This window comes from Amycolatopsis aidingensis (genome assembly GCF_018885265.1).
In the GTDB taxonomy this organism is placed as follows: domain Bacteria; phylum Actinomycetota; class Actinomycetes; order Mycobacteriales; family Pseudonocardiaceae; genus Amycolatopsis; species Amycolatopsis aidingensis.
In genome coordinates this window covers 1,379,520-1,399,795 of the sequence record NZ_CP076538.1, presented here as the reverse complement: position 1 = coordinate 1,399,795, position 20,276 = coordinate 1,379,520, and the positions used below count along the sequence as shown (strand labels likewise).

Here is a 20,276-nt window from a genome sequence, read left to right as displayed (position 1 = left end):
GCTGAGCCCGTCCTGTCCGGGAGGTGCGGAAGGTCGAGCGTGATGGACAACCGGTTCAGCGCCGCGCTGCGGGCCGCGATCGCCGGTAGCGGACGCAGCCTCGACTCACTCGCCAAGGAACTTTCCCGTCGTGGCACACCGGTCAGCGTCAGTGCGCTGAGTAACTGGCAGACCGGAGTGAACCACCCCGAACGCGGCAGTTCCATCGCGGCGCTCACCGGGCTGGAAGAGACTCTGCGGCTACCGCCGAGAGCGCTGACCGTGTTGCTGCCCGATCGGAGACCACGTGGACGGTGGCAACCCCGTGACGAGGCTCCAGCACCACACCGCTGGATGTGGCGCGACCCCCGTGCGGTGACCCGGCTACTGGCCAAACTGGACGCGACCCCGGAGGACCTCTACCGCCCCGCACGGATGTCCCGGCAGGTCAAGCAGACGATCGATGAACACGGGTACGAGTGCGAGGACCTGAGGAGGGAGATCATCCAGGGCGGCCGGGGCGGCTCGTGGCGGGTCATCCTGGTACTCCGCTGCCAATCGCTACCGCGACCGCCCACCCTGCGCCCGGTCGAGGGCTGTCACCTCGGCCGGTTCCGCGCCGAGACGACCCACTCGCTGTGCGCCTTCGAACTGCTGCTCGACGAGCCGCTGCTGGCGGGCGAGCTCGCCCTGATCGAGTTCGCCCTGCGCCTCCCGCCCCGGCAGGCCGAGAACCACCATAATCTCCGCATCCAGTCCGGGGTACGCGATCTCGTGCTGCAGACCAGCTTCCACCCGAGCAGGCAGCCCGCCCGGTGTGCCGCCTTCCACCAGCCCGCCAGCGGCGGGCCGACCCAGACCCTCGCCGAGCGCGCCGGAACTGGCGGGAACCCGGTGTTCCGGATCGTGCTCGCCGACCCCGCGCCCGGGATCTACGGTATCCGCTGGACCTGGCCGGAACCCGGCTCAGAACACTAGGTCAGGCCGGTGGCGGTCTGGCCGCGCTCCAGGGTGGCGCCGCACTTGCGGCGGGGCCATTCCCTGCCACCCGCCTTCTGATCGATCTCCGCCATCGCGGTGCCGGCATAGGCACGCAGCTCGGCCAGGGTGGCCTGGTCCGGGACCACCTCCTTGCGCACCCAGTCGCCGTTGGGTGGCCGGTCCTCGGCGTAGTCGTAGCGGTAGATCTCGTAGTAGTCCCTGGCCAGCCGCGGGTCCGAGGGGATTCCGTTGAGCTCGCTCCACGGCGCGTGCGAGTGGATGAAGGTGGGCTTGATCTCCTCGAAAACGTAGTCCCGCTGGCCCTGTTTGTCGTCCGCGGCGATGTAGTCGGCGAACCGCGCGGAGACCAGCCCGGCCATATCGTGCAACCGCAGCCTGCTGGTCAGGGCCGAGCCGCCGAGATCGGGCAGCAGCAGGGATCCCTGCTCCAGCCCCAGCATGTCGGCATAGGCGTTGAAGCCACGTCCCATCCGGTCGGCAACGAAGCACATCGAGATGTTCGGCGTGGTGCGGAACTCCTCCGCCGCGGCCTCGAAGGAGACGGCGGACGGGGCCAGCACGGCCACCAGGCCCACCGCACCCACCGCCCTGGCCCGGCGGCCGAGCTGCCGCAGGGCTTCGACCGCGGTGAGCGTGCCGGCGAGCGCGCCCAGTGCCCAGACCGGGGTGGCGAACCGGTGCTGCGCCATCCAGTCGTCCCGCAGCACGGCGAAGGCCAGCAACGCCAGGCTCAGCGGAACGAGCAGGGCGACCAGCCCCGGCCGCCACCACGCCCGGCGCGCCAGCACCACACCGAGCAGGACCGCGAGCAGCAGCACGGCGAGCGCACCGGCGTAGTCGACCAGCTCCCCTGGCCGGGTGAGGTCGTCCAGACCGGGGAGGCCCTGCTTCTTGGCCACCGAAGGGTTCGAGACCAGCCTGCCGAACTCCAGGTAGCGCCAGCAGAAGTAGCCGCCGACCGGAACGGCGAAGGCGGCCACGGACAGCGCCGCGTGCCGGATGCTGCGGCCGAGGGCGGGTCTGCGCAGCAGGGCCAGCGCGACCAACGGGTAGCTACCGGCATAGATCAGACCTTCCGGGCGGGTCAGCGCCGCGAAGGCGGCGAGGCCACCGGCCAGCAGCGCGACCCTGCTGGACAGCAGCCTGCCGTCCAGCACGGCACGGAACAGCAGCACCGCCTGGGCGGTGATGGCCAGCGCGAACAGCGAGTTCGCCAGGCCGGAGAAGCACCAGATGACGAAGGAAGGGATGGCGGCCAGCACCAGCCCGATCACGCCGGTGGCGAGCCAGGGGCGGCTGGTCACCCTGGCCGCCGCCCGGTAACAGAGGGTGAGAATCCCGGCGCAGCACAGCAGCGCGAGCCCCTTGGGGAAGAGCACGTAGTCCGGGATCCCGAAGAGCGTTCCGCTGTCGAACAGGCCGAGCAGGCGGCCCAGCGCGAGCAGCAGCATCCAGGTCGGGTTGGAGAAGCCCTCCACCGGATCGGCGCCCGGTTGCACCACCGGGCCAAGACCCTCGGCCACGCTGCGGGCGTAGGCGAAGGTGATCCCGGCGTCGTCCACGATCCAGTAGCCGTACACCGTGGCGTGCCAGCCGATCGCGGCCGTGCCGACCAGCACGGAGAACAGGGCGAGCAGGCGAGGGCGCCACCGGCCGGGACGGGACCGCTGCCCGCCGCCGCTGCCGCCTTCGGCCTCCCCGGCGCGCTGCTGTTCGAGTGTGCTGGCTGTCATGGCACACACGCTAGCCCTGGCCTGCGACCGGCCGGGACGGGGTGACCCGTTCCCCGCGCTGGTCACGGGGAACGGGTCAGCTGGTCAGGAGCCGCAGTGCTCGTACGGGCTTTCGTAACTCGCGGAGCCGATGGAGCCGCCCCACTGCACGCACTTGTCCGCGGCCGACTTGCGGACCGGGCCCGCGTAGTAGCTGTAGTTGCCCGAATCCGTGGTCTTGCTGCCGCCCTTGACCTGGAGCGAGGCCGACACGGCCGTGGGCTTGCCGATGTTCGTCGACTTCATGGTGACCACGCAGTTGTAGCCGTTGGAGTTGTTGTAAAGCAGGTACACCCGCCCGGCGGAGCCGAGCCCGGCCGAGTCGATCCGGCCGTAGCCGCTGCCGCAGGCCTCCTCCGGCGTGTACGGGTTACCGGAACCGCCGCAGTTCTTGCTGGTGTAGCTGCGGGTCCCGTAGTAGTAGATCTGGCTGCCGTTGAACTCGATCCGCTGGGCAACCCCGTTGTGGCGCTCCTCGAAGTGCAGGTGCGCGCCGGTGGATCCACCGGTGTTGCCCACCTCGCCGATCTTCTGACCCTGCGCCACCCTGGCGCCGACCGACACGCTCTGCCGGGACAGATGCGCGTACCGGGTGGTCCAGCCGCTGCCGTGGTCGATCTCGATCCACCGGCCGTAGCTGGTGCTGCCCTCGTTCCGCACCTTCGACACGGTGCCCGCGGCCGAGGCCACCACGGTGTCGCCGTGGTCTCCCGAGCGGTTGAAGTCGACGGCCAGCCGCGGGCTGTGGTTGGTCCGGGTCTGGCCCGACCAGGTCTGGTTGCAGGGGAACGGCATCTGGAAGTTGGTGGCCGCGCTCGCCTCCGGGGCGTTCGCCACGGTGAGCGCACCGAGCCCCATCGCCGCCGCAGCGACGGCCCCCAGGAATCTCGTCAATCGCATGGATACACCTATCTCCTTGTCGTCCATCGGGCACCGGAGGCAACCGGGCTTCCGGTGCCACCGTCGAGCATCGGCGGTGGTCCTGACTCGGCGCTGACACCGCTGCGGCGCATCCGTCAGCCGCCCGGCACTCGGTAAGCTCCGCGGCAGGCACCCGGCAGGCTGACGATCCGATGGGGGCTCGACTTGACCAGCGAACACCGCCTGTCCTTCGCCGTGCTCGGGCCACTGCTGGTCAGCAGGGACGGCGCCCCGCTGGTCATCCGCTCGGGCAGGCAGCGGGCGCTGCTGGGCGCGCTACTGATCAGGCCGGGGAGCACCGTCTCCGCGGACGAGCTGGTCGACGACCTGTGGGGCGGCCGCCCGCCGGGCTCCGCGCACGCCACCCTGCAGACCTACGTGATGCGGTTGCGCCGCAGCCTCGCCGACACCGCCGAGCCGCGGCTGATCCGCACCGAACCGGGCGGGTACGCCATCGACCCCGATCCGGACCAGCTGGACCTGATCCGGTTCCGGCGGCTGCGCGCGGACGCCACCGCCGCGGCCGAGCGCGGTGAGGTCGCCGCGGAGGCGCGCCTGCTCGGCGCGGCGCAGGCGCTGTGGCGCGGGCGGCTGCTGGCCGACCTGCCCTGGATCGGCACCGCCAACGACCTGGCGACCCAGCTGGAGGAGCAGTGGCTGGCCCTGGTCGAGCGCCGGTATGCGGCGGAACTGGAACTGGGCAGGCACACCGAGATCGTCGACGATCTGCGCGCGCTGGTCGCCTGCCATCCGTTGCGCGAGCGGCTGTGGGCGCAGCTGATGCGGGCCCTGCACGAGAGCGGGCAGCACGCACAGGCGCTGGACGTGTACCGAAGAGCCGGCGACGCCCTCGCCGACGAGCTGGGCGTCACGCCGAACACCGAACTGCGCGAACTGCACCTGCGGGTGCTCACCGAGACACCCGAGCCGGGCGGACCGCGGCCGGTACCCCGTCCGCGGCGGGCGCCTGCCTGGCTGCCAAGGGCCGGAGCCGACTTCACCGGGCGGGCCGAGGAGATCGACCGGCTCCACACCGGGCTGTGCGCTGGCGGGGACACCTGGGTGATCACCGGGCCCGGCGGGGTCGGCAAGACCAGCCTGGCCGTGCACGCGGCCCATTTGGTGCGCGAACACTACCCGGACGGGCAGCTGTACCTGAACCTGCGGGGCACCGAGCCGTGCCCGGTGGACCCCGGCGTGGCGCTGGACCGCATGCTGCGCGGGCTCGGCGTCCCCGGCAGGGCCATCCCCGCCTCCACCGCCGACCGGGCGGAGGAGTTCCTCAGCATCCTCGCCGACCGCGAGGTGCTGCTCGTGCTGGACGACGCGGCGGACGAGCGGCAGGTGCGGCCCCTGCTGCCGCGCACAACCAGCTCCGCCGCGCTGGTCACCAGCAGGCACCCGCTGGCGGGGCTGGAGCAGGCCCGGTTCCTGCCGCTGGACCCGCTCTCGCAGCGGGAGGCGCTGCGGTTCGTCCGGGACGCGGTGGGCGCGCGGCGGGTGGACGCCGAGCCGCAGGCGGCAGCGGAGATCGCGCGGTACTGCGGCGGGCTGCCGCTGGCACTGCGGATAGCGACGGCCCGCCTGGGGCGAAGGCCGCACTGGCGGCTGGACCAGCTGGCGGTGCGCCTTTCCGACGAGCGGCGCAGGCTGGACGAGCTACGGGTCGGGGACCTCGACGTCCGCGCCAACCTGAGCTACGGGTACCACCGGCTGGGCGAGCCACAGCGCCGCGGGTTCCGGCTGCTCGCCCTGCTGGACGCGCCCGACTTCCCTGCCTGGGTCGCCGCGCCGCTGCTCGGCCTCGACCTGGACGCGGCGGAGGACCTGGTGGAGGCGCTGGTGGAGGCGCGCCTCGCGGTCTGCGTCGGGCGGGACGCGGTGGGCCAGGTGCGCTACCGGCTGCACGACCTGCTGCGCACCTTCGGCAGGGAGCTGTCCGCAGGCGAGGGCACCGGCGATACCGACCCGAGGGTCGCGCTGCGGCCGGTTTTCCAGCTGTGGCAGGCGCTGGCGGAACGCGCCGACCGGCTGCTGGCGCACCTGCCGCTGTGCCGCGCCCCGGCCGATGCGCCCGGCCCGGCGCTGGCAGGTGAGCTCGCGACCCTGCTGCCGGCCGATCCGCTCGCGTGGTTCGAGGCCGAATGGCTGAACCTGCGCGCCGCGGTCGAGCAGAGTTCCGCGCTCGGGCTGCCCGAGGTCGCCCGCGGGCTGGCGGTGGCCGTCGCGGCCTGCTGCGACCTGCAGGCCCGGTTCGCCGACTGGGAGCACCTGCACCGGATCGCCCTGCGGCACCCGGAGTACCGCGACGATCCGGTACTGCTGCAGCAACGCGGGGTGCTGCACTGCCGCAGGCGCCGGTTCGCCGCCGCGCAGGCCGATTTCACCGCGGCGAAGGATGGCTTCATCGCCCGCGGGGACGAAGACGGCGCCGGGTATGCCTGCCACGGGATCGGCTGGGCGCACGAATGGTCCGGACGGCAGGAACAGGCGCGCGAGCACCACCGCGCGGCCATGGCGCACTTCGCCGCCGCGGGCAACCGGCACGGCGAGGTGGATGTGCTGTGCTCGCTGGGCGCCATCGAGCGCAGGGCTGGCCGGTTCGCGGCCGCGGAGGGGTACCTGGCCAGGGCGGACGAGCTGGCAAGGCGGCTGGCGGACGGCGCCCTGCTGGTGGCGAGCACGCTCGAACTCGGCCGCCTGCGGCATGCCGCGGGGCGGCCGGAGCGGGCGGTGGCCTATCTCGAGGAAAGCCTCGGCACCGCCCGGCGGATGGGGGACCCGGACATGATGGCCAGCATCCGGCTGTATCTCGCGGATGCCTACCTGCGGATCGGCGCCGCCGACCTGGCCGAGCGGCACATCAGGACCGCGTTGTCGGCGGCCGAGCGGCAGGACAACGCCCTGCTCCGGGCCTGGGCCACCCGGCTGCTCAGCCGGGTGGCAGACACTTCCGGCACCGCGTTGCTGCTGGCCGAGCGGGCCGTCGCGCTGGCCGAGCAGCTGGAGTCCCCGTTCGAGTTCGCCAGGGCACTGTGGCAGTTCGGCAGCACACTGGCCGCGGCAGGCAGACCGGAGGCGGCGCGGCGCTCGCTCGCCCGCGCCGCCGAGTTGCTCACCGCGAGCGGGCTGCACGCGGAGGCCGGGCAGGCGCGGTCCGAGCTGGATGCCTGCGCGCCCAGAGAAATCCGGAGCTGAGCGGAGAATTCGCCGGCCGCGGTACGGAAGGGCAACCCGGCGGCATGCCTCCTCACGCGCAGGTAATGCTCAACAGTTTCCGGAATAGCCCTGCATCGGCAGGTAAACCAGCGACCGGCGCAGACTTTCGTAGCTACCGTGTTCCACGCGATCGACGCGAGGATGCCCCGAGGAGCGGTGCGCTTTACCGCATTCCTGACCAAGGGGAGGAACTGCATGAAATTGCGAAGAGTCACGATTCTCGCGGCCTCGATCATGGTAGCAATTTCCACGGCGGGAATTTCGCAGGCACAGCCGGACGAGCAGCGAATCGAGGTCCGGGAAGGGGCCACCCAGCCGGTGTTCTCCAGGGTGAACGCGATCGTCGAGTCCGTCTACGTCCCCGCCGAGATGGACTCCGACTCCGACGGCGAACGGGACCGCATCGCGCTGGACATCATCCGGCCGGCGGAGACGGCAGGTGGCCTGCGGGTGCCGACCGTGATGCAGGCCAGTCCGTACTACGACCTCGCGGGGACCGCGGCCACGGCGAACGGAACCCGGATCCCGATGGGCTTCGACCGGTGGTACGACGACTACTTCGTGCCCCGCGGTTACGCCGTGGTCGAGGTGGAGATGCAGGGCACATCCCGCTCCACCGGCTGCCCCGCCACCGGCGGGCCGGAGGACACCCGCAGCGTGCAGGCGGCGATCGACTGGCTGAACGGGCGCACCCCCGGATACCGCGCGGACGGCAGCGAGGTACGCGCCGACTGGAGCACCGGCAAGGTGGGCATGGTGGGGGTTTCCTACAACGGCACCCTGCCCAATGCCGCGGCGGCCGCGGGGGTGGACGGCCTCACCACGATCGTGCCGATCGCCGCGATCTCCAGCTGGTACGACTACGCCCGCGACCAGGGCATCGGATACCGCGGCGCCTGGGGCTACCGGTATCCGGAATGGCTCGGCCAGTACGTGGTGAGCAGGCAACAGCGGCCGGCCTGCCGGGAGGTGCTGACCGAGCTCGGGAACGACGCCGCGGACGGCAGCTACGACTACACCCCGTTCTACCAGGCCCGCAACTACCGGGACTCGGCGGAACAGGTCAAGGCCTCGGTTTTCGTGGTGCACGGCCAGGAGGACTGGAACGTCAAGCCGAACCACTTCTCCCGCTGGTGGGAAGTGCTCGCCGAGCAGGACGTGCCGCGCAAGCTGTGGCTGCACCGCGAGGCACACACCGACCCGATCTCGGTCCGGCCGCGGGAATGGCAGCGGCAGATCGCGGCCTGGATGGACTACTGGCTGCAGGGCATCGACAACGGGATCATGGACGAGCCCATGGTCGACCTGCAGCGCCCGGACGGCCACTGGGAGACCTACCGGGACTGGCCCGCACCGGAGGCGAAGGACTCCGACCTGTGGCTGGAGCGGTACAACCGGCTGCTGCCGACCCGGCCCGACAGCGAGCGGATCCGGCGGTTCACCGATGATCTCGACCAGAGCGAGAACATGATGGTCGCCGAGCCTGATGAGGAACGCCCGCACCGGCTGGCCTTCACCACCAGGCCGCTACAGCGGGACCTGCGCATCTCCGGTACGCCGTCGTTGCGGGTGAAGATGGCCGCGGACCGCACCGGCACCCCGCTGACCGCGCTGCTGGTGGACTACGGCCCCAACCAGCCACTGATCCCGCAGGACAAGACGCCAGCCGAACTGTTCGCCACTTCCTGCACCCTGCGGGACGTGGCCGAGCGCACCGGCTGCGCGGAGCCGTCCACGATGCTGCGCAACCACAATCCCTATTCCGTGGTCACCCGCGGGTCGATCGACACCAGGAACCGCAACGGGCTGACCGAGGAGCAGCCGTTGCAGCCGGGGCTGCAGTACGAGGTCGACTGGCAGACCCACCCGAAGGACTACGTCTTCCCGGCCGGGCACCGGATCGGCGTGGTGCTGGTGGCCAATGACGAGTCCTACATCGCCACCGACGCCGCCGGGGCCACCGTGCTGGTCACCCTCGGTGCCAGCAAGCTGACCCTGCCGGTCGCCGGCGGCCCGCCCGCGCTGGCCCAAGCCCTCGGCCACCCCAGGTAACGGCGGGTGGGCGGATAGGATCATGGCATGGCCCGCGAGCGTACCGAGCTGGACGATATGTCCCTCGAGGTCCGGCTCCCGCGACAGGTGCGCCGGGTGGTTTCCCTGGTGCCCTCGCTCACCGACGCGCTGGCCGCCACCGACCGGCAGTTGCTGGCCGGGGCCACCACCTGGTGCACGCACCCGCCCGACCTCGAGGTGGAGCGCGTGCGCGGCACCAAGAACCCGGACGTCCGGCGGATCATCGAGCTGGCCCCCGACCTGGTACTGCTGAACAAGGAGGAGAACCGCAAACTCGACCACCAACGGCTGACCCAGGCCGGGATCCCGGCCTGGGTCACCGTGGTGGAGGACGTGGACAGCGCGCTGCGGGCCCTGGACCGGCTGTGCACGGTCGCGCTGGACCGGCAGGTCCCGGACTGGCTGGCCGCGGCGAACCGGCAGCTCGGCGGGCCGGTGCCCGATCCGGTCACCGACGCGGTGATCTGCGTGTGGCGTGATCCGTGGATGGTGGTCGGGAGCAACAACTTCGCCACCGACCTGCTACGGCGGCTCGGCGTGCGGAACGTGTACGCCGGGCACTCCGGCCGTTACCCGCGGATGCCGCTGGCCGACATCCAGGCCGCGGGCGCCGAACTGGTGATCCTGCCGGACGAGCCGTACCCGTTCTCGGCCGAGGACGGGCCCGCTGAGTTCCCCGGCAACGCGAGGGTGGTGGACGGCCGCCGCCTCACCTGGTACGGGCCCTCGCTCGTGGACGCCAAGCAAGTACTGGGCGAGCAGCTCGGTCTGATCGGAAAAGGTGCCTAGTGAAGATCTACACCCGCAAGGGCGACTCCGGCGAAACCGGCATCTGGGGTGGCAAGCGGCTCGGCAAGGACGAGGCGCGGATGGAGGCCATCGGCACGGTGGACGAGGTGAATGCGGCGATCGGAGTGGCCGTGGCGAACGGGGTGCCGGACGGCGTGGCGGAACTCCTGCAAACCGCGCAGAACACCCTGTTCGTGGTGGGCTGTGAGCTGATGGCCCCGGAGCGCACCGGGTCCGGCGCCTCGGTTCCCCGGCTGACCGGGAACGAGGTTCCGGAGATGGAAGCCGCCATCGACGAGCTGGACCAGCAGCTGCCGGAGCTGCGGAACTTCATCCTGCCCAGCGGCACACCAGGGGCCACGCAGATCCACCTCGCCCGCGGGGTGTGCCGGCGGGCCGAGCGCAGGGTGGCCTCGGTGCGCCGTGCCGAGGAGGTCAGCCCCGAGGTCTCGGCCTACCTGAACCGCCTCGCCGACCTGCTGTTCGTACTGGCCCGCTATGCCAACCACGAGGCGGGTATCGCGGAGATCCCCTGGGCACCGCGTAGCTGACCCCTTACCCCGGCGGCTCCTCCGTGCTGGCGGCCTGCCTGCGCAGCAGGTAGGTGTCCATCACCCAGCCCTTGCGTTCGCGCGCCTCGGCGCGGGTGGCCCGGATCCGGTCGGTGACCTCGGCGACCGGTCCGGAGACCAGGATCTCGTCCGGGGTGCCGAGGTAGGCACCCCAGTAGATGTCCAGGCCGGTTTCCGGGAGCTCGGCGAAGGTGCAGTGCGCGTCGAGCATGACGGCCACATCGTCCACCCCGTCCGGAAAGCCCTGTGCCAGCCGCCTGCCGGTGGTGAGCTGCACCGGCCTGCCGATCTGGTTCAGGGTGGTGCGGTGCCGCGCGGTGAGCGTGGCGATACTGCTGACCCCCGGGATCACCTCGAACTCGAACTCCACCGTGCCTCGCTCCAGCACGAGGTTCAGCATCGTGATGGTGCTGTCGTAGAGGGTGGGGTCGCCCCAGGCCAGCACCGCGCCGCAGGCGCCTTCGGCGACCTCGTCCCGGATCAGGGCCTCGTACACATCGGCCCGGCGCTGGTGCCACTCCCGGACCGCACCGACGTAGTCACCCGCGGTGCGGTCCCGTTGCGGATCCTCGGCCACCGCCACCCGGTAGGACGGCTGCTCGATGTACCGGTCCAGGATCTCCCGCCGCAGGCGCACCAGGTCCTCCTTGGCCTGGCCCTTGTCCAGCAGGAAGAACACGTCCACCTCGTTGAGCTTCCTGATCGCCTGGACGGTGATCTGCTCAGGGTCGCCCGCACCGATGCCGATCACGAGGATCTTTTTCATGCGGGCCAGTCTGTCACGCGGCCCTTCGCTGCAGGGAGCGGACGTTGTCGCCGAAGGTCCAGCCCTTGGAGCCGTCCCAGTTGATGGACCAGGTCATCAGGCCCTTCAGCGCGCCCGAGTAGTGGTTCCATGCCTGCCCGACCAGTCCGGTGGACATGTATCCACCGCCTGCGCCCCGCTGTGCGGGCAGCCCGGGAACCTGCTTGTCGTAGGGCACCCGGATCGTGGTGCCCTGGATGTTCAGCCCGCGGTCGAGGCAGTCCGTCTGCGCGGTGAACCCGCGCACCGTGCCCGCCTGGTAGGCGTCCCCGGAGCAGCCGTACATGCTGCCGTTGTAGTACTGCATGTTCAGCCACCAGAGCCTGCCGTTATCCGCGTACTTCTGCACGATCGGCAGGTAGGCGCCCCAGATCGAGCCGTAGACCACGCTGCCGCCGGTGACATAGGCGGTCTCCGGCGCCATGGTCAGGCCGAAGTTCGACGGCATCCGCGCCAGCACCCCGTCGATGATGTGGATCAGGTTGGCCTGCGAGGTGGAGAGCTGGTTGATATTGCCACTGCTGGTCAGCCCGGTCTCGATATCGATGTCGATCCCGTCGAAGTTGTACTCCTTCAGGATCGGCACCACGGTCTCGATGAACCGGTCGGCGACGGCGCGCGAGCTGAGGTCGATCCCGGCCGTGGCACCGCCGATCGACATCAGGATGGTCAGCCCGGCCTCCTTGGCGGCGCACATCTCGGCCGGGGTGGGGACCTTGACGGTCCGGTCCATCCCGTCCTCCCACCGCACGGTGCCGTCGGAAAGAATCACCGGAAACGCGGCGTTGATCACGTTGTAGCCGTGCTGGCGAATACGCGGATCGGTGATCGGAATCCAGCCCATTCCCGGATGGACTCCGTTCGCCTCGCCATCCCAGTTCTCCCAGTAACCGTGCAACACCTTCCCGGCCGGTTTCGATTTCACGGCGCAGGTTTCGGCCTGCTCCGGCACGGTCCGCGCGGCGGCCGCGGTCGCCGGGCCGACCGAAAACGTTGCGGTGAGCGCAATCCCAAGGCCAATTCCCAGCAGGCGACGTGTCGGACCAGCCATCTCCGGCCTCCTTCTCGGTGTCTCGCCGTCAGGACAAATTTCTCCGGGATCTCCATGGAAAGCAAGACGACCACTGGGATAACGAACTTAAGTATCGGCCTGAATGGCTCAGCGGAACGGACCGCACCGGCACACTGGTTCGGCCCGCGAGCTATTCCGTCAGGGCACGGAGCACGGCGACACCGAGCACGACGGCCACCGACGCGATCCGGGTACTCCGGCGCAGGGTCGGCGCGGTGAGGTACGCGGCGAGGGCGTAGCCGAGGGCCACCATGACGGTGGCTGCGACGGTCGCCTCGGCGAGGACGCGGTCGCCGAGCCAGACCACGAACAGGGTGGCGACCGGACCGAGTAGTACCACCGGCCATGCCTGATCCACTCGTGCCAGCCGCAGCACCAGCCAGGAGATCGCGACCGAGACGCCGAACACCAGGCTCACCGTCAGCATCAGGTTGACGAACAGCGCACCGAAGGGCGCGGCGGCACAACCGATCCCTTCGCACCGGAAGTCGGCACCGTCGACAAAGAAGGGCAGCCCGGTCAGCTGGAAGACGGCCGACCAGGCCAGGACGAGGCCCGCGCCGGTCGCGGCGGCCAGCGCCACCCGCACCGGCGCCGAACGGAGCGGCGACGGCTGGCGACCGGGCAGTGCGGCGGCGGGGTCGGCGCGCTGATCCGCCGGTTCGGACATCGGTCTCCCCCAGGTTCGGCATGTTACGAGCCAATGTTCGGGGTGACCGTACCGGATCCGGAGCCGCGCGGCGGGGTAGTCAGCCGACCCGGTCGACGCCGATCGCGGCCAGCGCGGCGGCGCGGGTCTCGTGCGCGGAGAACTTCCGGTCCAGGCCGGCGCAGGTCAGCGCGCGCCGCACGGGATGTGTTTCCACCACCAGTTCCAGCGGCACGCCGACCCGGTTGGTGCGCTCCAGCAGGTCGCCGAGCAGGCGCAACCCGGCAACGGAACAGAACGAGACCCGGGACAGGTCGACCACGACGGCGGTGGTCTCGCCGTCCGGGTAGGACGCGAGTTCCTCGTCCAGCCGGGGAATCGTGATCGCGTCGATCTCACCCAGCACGATCGCCAGCACGCAGCCCTCGCCGGTGCGCGCCACGGTCACCGAGAACGGCTCGGCGCCGTCCTGCCAGCCGTACCCTGGCGGGCTGAGTGCGAAGTAGTCCTGCATGATCACTCCTCACCGGACCGTCCGAACTCAGCACCCCCAACCCTCTGTCGCCGCCGAGTCCAGCGGCCTTTCCTGTTGATCGGTCACCGTCACGATGTCGTTGGGGTGACTTCCTTACCGGGCCCGGCCGACGCTAGTAGTCACCGGACACAGTGGCCAGCCCGGGTGCCCCGAATGGCGGAGTGGCTACGCGATGGCAAGCACGATCGTCTGGGTGACAAGACCCTCCTCGGTGGCGTGTCGTTGCAGAAAGGTCACCCCAGCCGCGATCTCGAGGAAGGTCGCGCGCAACCGGTCGGCACCCCGGGTCCCGGCCTCTGCCGCGAGGCAGAAGGCCGCCAGCCGGATGGCGGCCATGGCGTCCCCGGTGAGCCGCCGTTCCCATGGCCTGCTGACCACGGGCCCCGCCGCGTCCTCCAGCGCGCCGGCCACGGCCGCGGCCCAGGAGCCGGGAAAGCGCTCCCGCATCGCCGTGCAGCCGTCCCGGAGCCGTTCCGCCAGGGTGTCCGGGTACACCACGAACTCCGTCTCCGGGATGCGCGTGGTGGCGACGAGTTCCCTGCCCAGCCGGTCCGCCCAATCCCGGCGCGCGCCGTCGTCGAGCACCCTGGCAAGGGAGCGGGCCAGTGCGCTGCCGAGGGTGTGTTCCAGCGCTTCCGCATAGTCCGCGTCCGCGGCGAGCTCCCGCGCGCGGGCCTGGCTGACCCGGACCAGCCGCTCCAGCGGATGATCCGCGCCGATGGCGGCGACGGCCCGCTCCAGCAGGCGCACCAGGGAGTCCTCGCTCTCCTCGGCGAGTTTGTACTCGTACTCGTTCAGCGTGCGCTCGTTGTTCAGGTCGCTGACCAGCGCCCGGACGCGCTTGTGGTCCAGCGGCACGGCGGGGTCGAGCGCGCGCACCGTCTCGATGGTCCGGCTGAGGTCCTTGGCGATGCCGAGCATGTGCTCATGCGCGGCCTCGACATCCCTGGCGAGGTTGCGCAGCGCCCCGTGATCGTGGTCGACGTGGTCGAACGCCCGTTCCCATTGCTGCAGGTACTCGGTGTGAATGGTGTGGGTGACGGTGCGCGCGTGTTCCAGGCAGCGCACGGTGACCATGCAGCCGAGCAGGAGCAACCGCAGCAGCTGCGGCATCGAGCGCTCGATGTCGGCACCGAGATGCCGGGTGAGGCTCGGCACGTCCACGGCGTGCGGATGCGCCGAATCGGCAGGTGACCACAGCGCGGAGACGCCGTTGCCGTGCTCCGGCATGATCCAGGCACTGCACGTCGGCAGCGCCCTGCGGACCGCGGGGTCGTCCAGCTCCGCGCGGGTGGGCAGGTGATAGCCGGGCTCCCCATCGGTGATGTCGTTGATCCACCTGGCGAACGCGGCGGCATCGCGCCAGCGCACGCCCACCACCGGCGCGTCCCCGTCCCGCTGCGTGCCCTCCGCCCCGTTCGGCTGCGGCGCCTCCGTGCCGCGGGTGGTTTCCTGCCGGTACAGCCGGAAGATCCGATCGGTGACCGGGCGCGAGCACACCCGCCCGCCATCGGCGGTGCGGGTCACGTGCCGGGCGTGATGGGTGATCACCACGCGGATCATCAGCCTGCGCAGCTCGGGATCGGCCCGCGGGGTCAACGCCGAGGTCAGCAGCTCATCGAGATGCCGCCGCAGTTCCGGCGCGAGTTCGCGGCCGCCCTCGGCGCAGTCGAAGGCCAGCGACAGCGCGGTGACGCTGCCGGACTCGAGGCAGGCACGGACGATCGGATCGGCATCCGACATCGCCGCGTACAGCACGGTGGTCTCCCGCCACCAGGTGTCGTCCACGGCCTGTTCCAGCACCCCGGCCAGTCCCTTGTCCTGGATGTGTGCGGCGGCAAGGTATTCCTGGAGCGTCTGGTGGGCGAAGGAGTACAGGCCGTTCTCCCGCTCGATGAGCAGCCCGTGGTGGCGGACGTCGGCCAGCAGGTCAGCCGCGGTCACCTGCTCGGACATCCGGAGCAGGGTGCCGTCGAACTCCTCCTGGATGTCCTCGCGCCGCAGGTCGCGCACGCGCTGCCGCATCATCCGGAAGGCGAGCCCGCGCAGCAGCACCTCCTTCTTCGGGCCGCTGAGCGTGCTGTCCAGCTTCTTGGCCTCCTGCCGCCGCCACAGCATGACCTGGCAGATCTCGCTGTACAGCCCGGCCCTGCTGCCAGGAAGGGCGCCCCTGTCCCGGTGCACGTTGGCGATCATGGTGAGCAACAACGGATTGACCGTCAGGTCGTACAGCTCGGGCGCGCCGTTGAGCCGCTCCAGCAGGTCGTCGGCAGCCGACTGGGCACGCAACCGCGCACCCTCGTCCAGCACTCCCGCGGCATGCTTCTCGACCGCGAGGTACCAGCCGTGCACGAACTCGGTCACCTGCGCGTAGCTGAAGCTGCGCACCTGCAGCACCTGCGCGCCGTTGATCGGCGCCTCCCGGTAGCCCCGCGGCCGGGAGGTGACCACGTAGGCGTTCTGCGGATACTGCGTGGTCTGGTGCTCGATCCAGTCGGCGACCTGCCTGCGGTCCGCGGGCAGCGCGATCTCGTCCAGGCCGTCCAGCAGCACCACACAGCCGCCGTGCTGGAGCCGCTGCTCGAACCAGCCTGGAGGTTCGGCGGCGGCATAGCGGCCAAGGGTGCCGCGCAGCAGTTCGACCAGCGTGACTTCCGGGCTGCCGACGATGGTGCGGACGTGGTCACGCAGGTAGAGCAGGATCGGCACGGTGCGCTGCGCCGGGCGCTGGCAGATCTGCCGTGCGGTGTGCCGCAGCAGGGTGGTCTTGCCGCTGCCGGGGACCCCGACCACGGCGAAGATCTGGGTGTCCGGCCGGTCCAGCAGCTGCCGGACCGACAATCGCTCGGTGACGTGCTCGGGCAGCCTGCCGAGCACCCCTTCCTCCGCCTTGCTCGCCGCATGCCGGGCGAGGCCCATGTCCACGAAGACGTCATCCAGTTCCGGGGTGCAGAAGCCGATCGTGGTGAGGCCCTTGAGATCGACGAAACGCAGGCTGTTCAGCACGAACTCCCGGTAGTGCTGCTCGAACCGGGATGCCAGCCTGCCCAGCCGTTGCTCGATCCAGTCGACGATCCGGACCTGCCAGCGCTTCCACAGCTCCCGCCCGATGGCCAGCACCAGGCCGTAGCCGGCGAGCAGTGCGCCGGTGACCGCGGGATGACCGATGATCGGCCGCCACCAGATGCCCACCGCGACCGCGGGCAGTACGGTCGCTGCGGCGAGCAGGCCGACCTTTCCTCGCCTGGAGAACCTCCTGGACAACAATGTCGTTCCTCACTCCGGACCGGTCGGGCACGGACTTCCACGCTACGCAGTCTAGTCGACACGTATCGGCACACCGGGCGAATCGGCAATATCAGAAACCCTTTCACAGGGTTAGAAAATGACGAACACGAACATTTCGTTCGCGCATGATCACCGGCGGCCACCGCAAAATTACCGGCACCGAATTCATCGAGCCGCACGCAAAACCCGAGGTCGTTGCCAGTCCCGTCGCGGCGAGCAATAATGCTCGCCCGGTCCACCGTCGGCCGTCGCGAGGTGAGGCAGTGCGTCACATTCGAAGAGCCCCCCGATGACCAGGTCCACGTCCTCGGCTGAGCCGGGACCGGCGCAGGTACTGCGGCAGGAGAACTTCGCCGACGCGTTACGTGCGGCAATCCATCGCAGGGGACTCACCCTGGAACGGATTCAGAGCCGGCTGGCCGCGCGCGGGGTGCGGGTCAGCCTTGCCACGCTGAGCTACTGGCAGCAGGGCCGCAGCAGGCCGGAGCGACGCAAGTCCCTGCATGCGCTGCGGGAGATCGAGACGATCCTCGGCCTGCCACCGAGTACGCTGCTGGATCTCCTGCCATCGTCGAAATCGCGCGGGCGCGGCAGCAGCAGCCCGCGCCGAGGCCAGGAGCCTGCCCAGCCGGCGGTGCTGCTCGACCGGGCAGGCAAGGGCATCAGCGTGCTGAGCGTGTCCGACTTCTGCACCGTGGACGCCGGAAGGAACCTGCGCTCGATCTCCACGACCCAGGTCGTCCGTGCCGTGGCGGAGCCGCAGGATCGCATCCTGCTGGTGCACGCCATCGACGACGGGGACGCCCTGCCGACCGACATCCGGGTCCGCATCGGCAGGCTGGGCGAGGTGCGGGTGGACAAGGACAACGGCTACCTGGCCGCGGAGATCCTGTTCGGCCGGACCCTGGTCAGCGACACGACCACCGTCATCGAGTACGACACGATCCTCGCCACCGGCACCGCCCCCTCCCGGCGATACGAGCGGCGGCTGCGCAGCACCATGCACAGCTGCCTGATCCGGGTCGGTTTCGACCCCGCCGCCCGGCCTGCCCGCTGCTACGAGTACCACCACCCCACTGGCCCGGCCGTCCCGGCCGAGCGTGGGCGCCTGTTCACCGACGACGCCATGACGGTGCACACCTTCGTGCCGAACGCCGCCCCCGGGGTCTACGGCATCTCCTGGTGCTGGGAGTGAGGGCCTGCTGGCGGCCAGCTACCGCGGACCCGATGAGGCCCTGGCCACCAGGGCAGGCCGCAGCCGCATGCTCTGCACGGACTCCCCGCCCATCAACCGCATCAGGGTGTGCACGCTGTGCTCGCCGATCGCCTGCATCGGGGAACGCACGCTGGTCAGCGGTACGGTCAGCTCCGCGGCCAGCGGGATGTCGTTGAAGCCCACCACGGACAGCTCGCGACCCGGCTCGATCCCGTGGTCCCGCAGGCAGCCGAGGACACCGATCGCGGCGGCGTCGTTCACGGCGAAGATCGCGGTGGGTTTGCTGCGCGCGCGCAGCAGCCGCTCGGCGCCCATCCGGCCACCCGCGGTGTCGAAGGTGGTCTGCACGATCCGGCCACCGGGGATGCGGTGCCCGGCCTCCTGGTAGGCGTCGAGGAAACCCTGGGTGCGCTCGATGGCATTGCTCGCGTAGGGCAGGCCGGCGAGCACCGCCGCACGCCGATGGCCGAGCTCGAGCAGATGCTCGGCCGCCATCCGCCCGCCTGCGTAGTCGTCGCAGGTGATCGCCGGATGGTCCGCTGCCCTGCGGTTGACCAGCACGAACGGCAGGCCGTGCTCGGTCAGGACGTCCAGTGAGCCGCCGTCCACAGGGGAGTCGCCGAGGATCATCGCGTCCACGCCATGGGAAAGCAGCACGTCCACGCATTCCCCGCGGGTGACCGGGTCGTCCCAGGAGTTCGTCACCAGCGTCTGGAACCCGTAACCGGCCGCGGCGCGCTCGATCCCCTCGTAGATGGTGGCCAGCACGGTGTCGGCCATCCGGGCCATCACCACGCCGAGCAGCCGGGTGCGCTGCCTGCGCAGCGCCGCGGCCTGCGCGTTCGGCACGTACCCCACCTCGCGCGCGACCTGCCTGATGTGCTCGGCCGTGGCCGAGGAGGCCGATCGGACCCCGGGCACGGTGGAGCCGTTGAGCACCCGGGAAACGGTCGAGACGTGGTACCCGGACAACTTCGCCACCGTGGCCAGGGTCGCCCGGCGGGCCGGGGCCCTGCCGGTTTCGCCTTCCTGGTTTCGCTGTTCCTGAATCCGCTGGTCATCCTCACCGTGCACAGTGCGATCGTGCCATGGACCCCGGCACGGCCCTTGACAGCGAGCCCGCGCGCGGCTTCAATCGCGCAAACGTTATAGCCAATTGTTTGCGCGCCCCTGACGAGGGTGGTGAGGGCATGCGTCCTGCGGGTTCCAACGAAGCACCGGTAGGCGCCCGGCGGCCGATGACGACCCGGATCCGGCTGCTGCCTGCGTTCCTGTGCTGCTGCGCGGTCGCGGCCGCCGTCGGCCTGGTGCTGCCGATGCTGGCGCGGCGGCTGACCGCGGGGGACGCGGGCTGGCCTGGTGAGACCTCCTGGCTCGGGCGTTTTCTCGGCGACCTGACCGAGGCGCAGTTCTACGCCACCGCACCGGCCGGCATCGGCATGCTGGTGTTCGCGGTTGGCGCGCATCTGGCCGCGCGGCGCCGGCTTCGCCTGCGCGGCTTCGACATCAGCTACGGCAGCGGCCTGCTGCCCTGGGTGGTGGCCGCCGCGCTGGGCGGCCTGCTGCTCTCGCACGCGCTGTGGTGGTGGACCCGCACCGGGTCCTGGCAGCCGACCTTCGTCCCGTTCGTCTCCGTCCCTCCCGCAGTGGTGCTGGTGTACGGCGCGGGCTGGCGGGTGGCAGGCACGGCCGCCGTGCTGGGCGGCGTGCTCAGCACCCCGCTCGCGCTGGCCGCGGTGAACTGGGTCTGCGTACCGCTGGAGCTGCCCAATGTGGTCGGCAACGTCACCGGCATGTGGTCCAGCGCGCTGGTCGCGTTCGCGTTGTGCCGCAGGCTGCCGTGGATGGTGCGGCCCGCCCCGCCGGAGGCGGGCCCTGCCGAGCGGCCGCGGCCGCGGGCCTCCTGGCTGCCGCGGCGGATGCTGGCCGACTTCACCGAGGCTCAGTTCTACGGCAACGAGTGGGCCTCGGTGGGCATGCTGGCCGGGCTGCTCGTCGCATGGGCCGCCGATCCCAGCGCGCCCGCATACGGATCGGGCCTGCTGCCCGCCATGCTCAGCGCGCAGTTGTTCACCGCGGCGTTCGGCTGCTGGTGGCACGCCGACCGCTGGCGGCGGCACGGCTGGTACCCGACCTTCGTGCCGGTGGTGTCCCTCGCCCCGGCCGCGGTGCTCGCCTATGGCGGAAGCTGGGCGGTCATCCTCGGCGGTGCGGCGCTCGGCGCCCTGCTCGGGCCCCCGCTCGCCAGGGCAATCATCGCCCGGCTGCCGTCGGACTTCCATCCGTTCATCGGCAGTGTCGCCTCGATGACCGCGACCACCCTGGTCGGTATCGGGATCATGGGTATCCCGGATGCCGCCGGGTTGCTCTGATCCGTCAACCAG

At 70.7% G+C, this 20,276-nt stretch carries 15 protein-coding genes; 7 read left to right on the top strand and 8 right to left on the bottom strand.

Annotation, left to right across the window (positions count from 1 at the left end; translation table 11 throughout):
* Positions 1–42 precede the first annotated feature (42 nt).
* Positions 43–957: an XRE family transcriptional regulator gene (locus KOI47_RS06770; protein WP_216214940.1), complete on the top strand. Its 915-nt coding sequence runs from the start codon at positions 43–45 to the stop codon at positions 955–957.
* Here the strand turns inward: KOI47_RS06770 and KOI47_RS06765 are convergent.
* On the bottom strand, positions 954–2,714 hold the full coding sequence (locus KOI47_RS06765) for a hypothetical protein (RefSeq protein WP_216214938.1): 1,761 nt from the start codon (positions 2,712–2,714) through the stop codon (positions 954–956). The genes KOI47_RS06770 and KOI47_RS06765 overlap by 4 nt on opposite strands.
* 84 nt (positions 2,715–2,798) lie before the next feature.
* Entirely contained in the window at positions 2,799–3,653 is an 855-nt protein-coding gene (locus tag KOI47_RS06760; protein ID WP_216214936.1) for a M23 family metallopeptidase, read from the bottom strand.
* Positions 3,654–3,839: 186 nt separating this feature from the next.
* Here KOI47_RS06760 and KOI47_RS06755 point away from each other — a divergent pair, with 186 nt between their 5' ends.
* From KOI47_RS06755 to KOI47_RS06740, 4 genes are all read left to right on the top strand, one after another.
* Positions 3,840–6,872, top strand: a complete 3,033-nt coding sequence (locus KOI47_RS06755) for an AfsR/SARP family transcriptional regulator (protein WP_216214934.1) — start codon at positions 3,840–3,842, stop codon at positions 6,870–6,872.
* 216 nt (positions 6,873–7,088) lie between these two features.
* Positions 7,089–8,945, top strand: a complete 1,857-nt coding sequence (locus KOI47_RS06750; RefSeq protein ID WP_216214932.1) for a Xaa-Pro dipeptidyl-peptidase — start codon at positions 7,089–7,091, stop codon at positions 8,943–8,945.
* A gap of 27 nt (positions 8,946–8,972) precedes the next feature.
* A complete protein-coding gene (locus KOI47_RS06745; protein WP_232376582.1) occupies positions 8,973–9,755 on the top strand; it encodes a helical backbone metal receptor in 783 nt (260 codons plus the stop codon).
* The gene (locus KOI47_RS06740) at positions 9,755–10,306 is read left to right on the top strand and encodes a cob(I)yrinic acid a,c-diamide adenosyltransferase (RefSeq protein WP_216214930.1); all 552 of its coding nucleotides are present in this window, start codon (positions 9,755–9,757) and stop codon (positions 10,304–10,306) included. The genes KOI47_RS06745 and KOI47_RS06740 overlap by 1 nt, the downstream gene beginning before the upstream one ends.
* A 4-nt stretch (positions 10,307–10,310) precedes the next feature.
* Here KOI47_RS06740 and cobF read toward each other — a convergent pair whose 3' ends face one another.
* From cobF to KOI47_RS06715, 5 genes are all read right to left on the bottom strand, one after another.
* On the bottom strand, positions 10,311–11,093 hold the full coding sequence (gene cobF, locus KOI47_RS06735; RefSeq protein WP_216214928.1) for a precorrin-6A synthase (deacetylating): 783 nt from the start codon (positions 11,091–11,093) through the stop codon (positions 10,311–10,313).
* Between the two features lie 13 nt (positions 11,094–11,106).
* Complete coding sequence (locus tag KOI47_RS06730) at positions 11,107–12,183, bottom strand: chitinase (protein WP_216214926.1); 1,077 nt, start codon at positions 12,181–12,183, stop codon at positions 11,107–11,109.
* A gap of 151 nt (positions 12,184–12,334) precedes the next feature.
* Positions 12,335–12,874 (bottom strand): hypothetical protein, encoded by a 540-nt coding sequence (locus KOI47_RS06725; RefSeq protein WP_216214923.1) that lies wholly within the window; start codon positions 12,872–12,874, stop codon positions 12,335–12,337.
* Positions 12,875–12,953: 79 nt separating this feature from the next.
* Positions 12,954–13,367, bottom strand: coding sequence for an STAS domain-containing protein (locus tag KOI47_RS06720; protein ID WP_216214921.1), 414 nt, complete (start codon positions 13,365–13,367; stop codon positions 12,954–12,956).
* A gap of 186 nt (positions 13,368–13,553) precedes the next feature.
* Complete coding sequence (locus KOI47_RS06715; RefSeq protein WP_216214919.1) at positions 13,554–16,652, bottom strand: NACHT domain-containing protein; 3,099 nt, start codon at positions 16,650–16,652, stop codon at positions 13,554–13,556.
* 313 nt (positions 16,653–16,965) lie between these two features.
* On the opposite strand from KOI47_RS06715, the gene KOI47_RS06710 reads away from it, so the two are divergent.
* Complete coding sequence (locus KOI47_RS06710; protein WP_216214917.1) at positions 16,966–17,871, top strand: helix-turn-helix domain-containing protein; 906 nt, start codon at positions 16,966–16,968, stop codon at positions 17,869–17,871.
* Between the two features lie 18 nt (positions 17,872–17,889).
* Here the strand turns inward: KOI47_RS06710 and KOI47_RS06705 are convergent, their stop codons facing one another.
* Positions 17,890–18,966, bottom strand: a complete 1,077-nt coding sequence (locus tag KOI47_RS06705) for a LacI family DNA-binding transcriptional regulator (RefSeq protein WP_232376581.1) — start codon at positions 18,964–18,966, stop codon at positions 17,890–17,892.
* A 164-nt stretch (positions 18,967–19,130) separates the two neighbouring features.
* Between KOI47_RS06705 and KOI47_RS06700 the strand changes: the two genes are divergently transcribed.
* Positions 19,131–20,264: a hypothetical protein gene (locus tag KOI47_RS06700; protein ID WP_232376580.1), complete on the top strand. Its 1,134-nt coding sequence runs from the start codon at positions 19,131–19,133 to the stop codon at positions 20,262–20,264.
* Positions 20,265–20,276: the final 12 nt, after the last annotated feature.

Coding starts and splice junctions, on each gene's coding strand:
- KOI47_RS06770 (WP_216214940.1), top strand. CDS start 43: ATGGACAACCGGTTCAGCGCCGCGCTGCGGGCCGCGATCGCCGGTAGC.
- KOI47_RS06765 (WP_216214938.1), bottom strand. CDS start 2,714: ATGACAGCCAGCACACTCGAACAGCAGCGCGCCGGGGAGGCCGAAGGC.
- KOI47_RS06760 (WP_216214936.1), bottom strand. CDS start 3,653: ATGCGATTGACGAGATTCCTGGGGGCCGTCGCTGCGGCGGCGATGGGG.
- KOI47_RS06750 (WP_216214932.1), top strand. CDS start 7,089: ATGAAATTGCGAAGAGTCACGATTCTCGCGGCCTCGATCATGGTAGCA.
- KOI47_RS06745 (WP_232376582.1), top strand. CDS start 8,973: ATGGCCCGCGAGCGTACCGAGCTGGACGATATGTCCCTCGAGGTCCGG.
- cobF (WP_216214928.1), bottom strand. CDS start 11,093: ATGAAAAAGATCCTCGTGATCGGCATCGGTGCGGGCGACCCTGAGCAG.
- KOI47_RS06730 (WP_216214926.1), bottom strand. CDS start 12,183: ATGGCTGGTCCGACACGTCGCCTGCTGGGAATTGGCCTTGGGATTGCG.
- KOI47_RS06725 (WP_216214923.1), bottom strand. CDS start 12,874: ATGTCCGAACCGGCGGATCAGCGCGCCGACCCCGCCGCCGCACTGCCC.
- KOI47_RS06720 (WP_216214921.1), bottom strand. CDS start 13,367: ATGCAGGACTACTTCGCACTCAGCCCGCCAGGGTACGGCTGGCAGGAC.
- KOI47_RS06710 (WP_216214917.1), top strand. CDS start 16,966: ATGACCAGGTCCACGTCCTCGGCTGAGCCGGGACCGGCGCAGGTACTG.
- KOI47_RS06700 (WP_232376580.1), top strand. CDS start 19,131: ATGACGACCCGGATCCGGCTGCTGCCTGCGTTCCTGTGCTGCTGCGCG.